Genomic DNA, 3,668 nt, shown 5'->3' on the forward strand with positions numbered 1-3,668 from the left:
TGAAATTCAAAACACAGGTTTTGAATTTAGTATTACCAGCAGAAATATTATTAAGAAAAATTTTACTTGGACTACTAACGTTATTTTCACGCATTATAACAATAAAGTGGTTTCTTTAAATGGCTTTCCTGCATTAATTGGTAATGTTTCTACCGGTTTTGGGCCGCAAATACCGGCTACTTATACCCAAGTGGGTGGCCCAATAGGCGAATTTTATGGTTACAAAGTATTGGGTATTATCAAAACACAAGATCAGTTAAATTATTTGGCCCAACATCCACAAAATGTGATTGGACAGCAACAGCAAATTAGTAGCGATCGTTCACAAACCAATACAATTTATTTGGGTGATATTTTGTATGATGGTAATGATGGCAAAGGCGGCCCCAATAAGCAGTATGCTTTAGGTAGTCCTAACCCCGATTTTACTTACAGTATTACCAACAATTTTACTTATAAAGATTTTGATTTATCTATATTTTTAGTGGGTTCACAAGGAGGCAAAATATTGAATGCTGTATCCTTCCAAACCATGGGCATGTATAGCTTGTATATGAATCAAAGAGCAGATGTGGCCAATTTCTGGACACCCAATAATCCTAATTCTAATATACCTGCACCTCGTTCTGGTTTTGGTAACAATAATTTAGTAATGTCTGATCGCTTTTTAGAAAATGCTTCTTACTTACGAATACAAAATGTAAGAATTGGGTATACTTTACCTCAACAGTGGGCTACCAAAATAAAAATGACTCGATTAAAAGCATATGTCAGTGGTCAAAATTTATTTGTCATAACCAAATACAGTGGATTAGATCCTGAAATAGGTTCATTAAATCAAAACCCCATTTTACAGAATATAGATTATGGCCGATACCCTACACCACGTACTATAACGTTTGGAGTAAATGCCGAGTTTTAATTCAATAACACATTAAGTAATGAATAACATGAAAACAAAATATTTATTTCATTTAATACTTGTTGTCGGGCTATTTGTCACAGGTTGTAAAAAAGATTTTTTTAATCGTCCGCCCGAAAACGCATCAACTGTTGGTACTTACTATCAAACTACCGATCAGGTTCAATCAAGCACCAATATTTTATATGCCGCTCCTTGGTTTGGATTAAATGGTAAAGCGTTTTTAGCCATTGGCGATTTACAAGCCGGTAATGCTATTTGTTATGCAGGTACCGATGGTGCATTTGATGCATTTGGTGCATTTGGTGCTAGTAATGCTACGCAAACAGTTATGAGTGCCTGGAACTCATTGTTTACAGTTGTTGCACAAGCGAATGCTTTACTAAATAATTTACCTAATGCTGTTCCTGCATCTGTTCCTTCAGCTGTTGTAAACAATGCATTAGGTGAGGCTCGTTTAATGAGGGCTACAGCTTATTTTTATTTAACACGTTTATTTGGTAATGTACCTATTATTACCGACCCATCTCCTTATGTAGGTAGCTTTTCAACTGTGCGCACCAATCCGGTTACCGATGTGTATAAATTTATTACTATGGACTTGCAATTTGCTGAAGCAAACTGTACACCAGGAGTAGCTTCGACAGGTCATGTATCCAGTGCGTCAGCATCAGGATTATTGGCAAAAGTCTATTTATATCAACAGAAATATGATAGCGCATTAATTGAGGTGCAAAAAGTAATTAATAGTGGTGAATTTGGTTTAGTAGGATTGGATGTGCCGGGTAGCTATACACAAATGTTTGAACTGGCAGGCAATAATAATAAAGAATCGATGATTGCATTGCAATGGACATCTAACGGTGGTTATGGTTTTGGTAATCAACTTCAATCCGTAATTGCTCCAAATACAAATATTACGGGAACGGGTGATGGATGGGGTGAGTTAGGACCAAGTCTTGATTTACAAAATGCATTTAAAAATGCCGGCGATTCAATAAGGCGACATGGATGTATTATGGTAGATGGTGATTTTTATCCTGAACTTCAGAAAAAGATAGGTGGTTATTATGTACATAGAATTGATAGGGGTATGGGTGCAGTGAATGCTCAGGGTTCTGGTGCAGGTATGAAAAAGTATGTGGTAGGTACCCCTGATGATAATGGAGGATTAAGTGCATTTCAAGCAACATCAAACAATACCTACCTCTTGCGTTATGCCGACGTTTTATTAATTGGTGCTGAAGCAATTTTAGGAAAATCTGGCGGAGTACAACCCGGACAAGGTATTGACACGAATGCTGTGTCAACTGATCCGGTAGCCTTAGGTTATTTAAATAAAGTGCGTCAAAGAGCCGGATTACCAGCACTTACAAGTTTTACTTATAAACAATTATTAACCGAAAGAAGATTAGAATTTGCCATTGAAGGTGATTATTGGTACGATTTACAGCGAATTGACGGATTTAATAATCCTCACCATCCTGTGGCTACTGCAATTATAAATGCTCAGGATAGACGTACAGTAAATGTAGATGGCAATACCGGGCAAATTACAAGTTATAATCCTGGTAGAAGTTTCATACTAACCGATGCCAATTTTGTATTGCCTTATCCGGCTACAGAAACCGCTGCCAATCCATCTTTGTTAATGCCACCGGTTCCCTATAAATTTTAAACTTTTAGAAAATAGCATATGAAAACAAAAAAAATATATATCCAAAAATCTCATATTGCTTTTGCTGGTTTAATGCTATTAATGTTATCATTAATGGTTTCCTGCAGAAAATATGATAGCTTAGGCTTTACTCCTGGTACAGGTAAACCTACTATAACGTCAGTACATACCTGGAGTAAAACTGATACTACAACCACTTATGATACCACTATTAGTTATGATGCTTCTGGAAATGTTATTAAGACACCTGTAGCACGTACCAATAAAGTTGGTCCATTTGATTCTTTAACAACCGCAGGTAATTTGGGTAATTATTACATAATTTATGGAACCAATTTGGGTAGTGCCGTTTCAGTAACATTTAACGGCTATACTGCTTATTTCAATCGTGCTTTAATGACAGACCAATCTATTATCGTGCAAGTTCCTTCTAAAACCCCCTACTTACCACCATTAGCGAATGATAGTTTAGTTGTTAACACATTATATGGTAAAGCTTCTTATAAATTTACCATTTTAGCACCACCACCTACTCCTTCTGGTTATTCCAATTATGATTTTTATGCGGGTTCACAAATTACTTTGAGTGGTGTTGGTTTTGCTTCGATTACCGGTGTAACGCTTGGTGATGTGAATGGAAATACTGCTAACGTCACAATTGTGAATCAAAATGACTCCGTAATGACTTTGCAGTTCCCCTCTACCTCAATTAATCGTGGTTACTTAACATTTACCTACAATCCTGGTGGAACTGCACAAACCTTAATAGATAAGCAGGAGTTAATTGACATTGATAATGCCTATCAAATTTTTACAGATGATTTCCAAAATGGATGGTCTGACGGTTCTTGGGCTTCGCCTTCCGGTAAATCAACTAATGCTGCTAAAACCGGTAATGCTTCATTCATTGCGTCTTACCCGGCCGGAGGTTGGAAAATAGAGGGCTTCTCCAATTGGTGGCCAAGTTTGCCATACGATCCATCATACACTTATTTAGTATTCTGGGTTAAAGGGGGTACCGTTAGTCATACTTTAAATATTGAAACCAATACTTCTTCTGCAGGATAT

At 36.8% G+C, this 3,668-nt stretch carries 2 protein-coding genes and 1 pseudogene; all 3 read left to right on the top strand.

The window, feature by feature from the left end; genetic code table 11:
* A pseudogene (locus tag ACP5P5_RS13440) lies at positions 1–922 on the top strand (SusC/RagA family protein); the annotation flags it as partial.
* Between the two features lie 28 nt (positions 923–950).
* Positions 951–2,600 (top strand): RagB/SusD family nutrient uptake outer membrane protein, encoded by a 1,650-nt coding sequence (locus ACP5P5_RS13445; protein ID WP_428286627.1) that lies wholly within the window; start codon positions 951–953, stop codon positions 2,598–2,600.
* 18 nt (positions 2,601–2,618) lie between these two features.
* Positions 2,619–3,668, top strand: a 1,050-nt coding sequence (locus ACP5P5_RS13450; protein WP_428286628.1) for a hypothetical protein, incomplete at its 3' end; no start/stop codon positions are given.

Source organism: Hydrotalea sp. (assembly GCF_049968455.1).
Taxonomy (GTDB): domain Bacteria; phylum Bacteroidota; class Bacteroidia; order Chitinophagales; family Chitinophagaceae; genus Hydrotalea.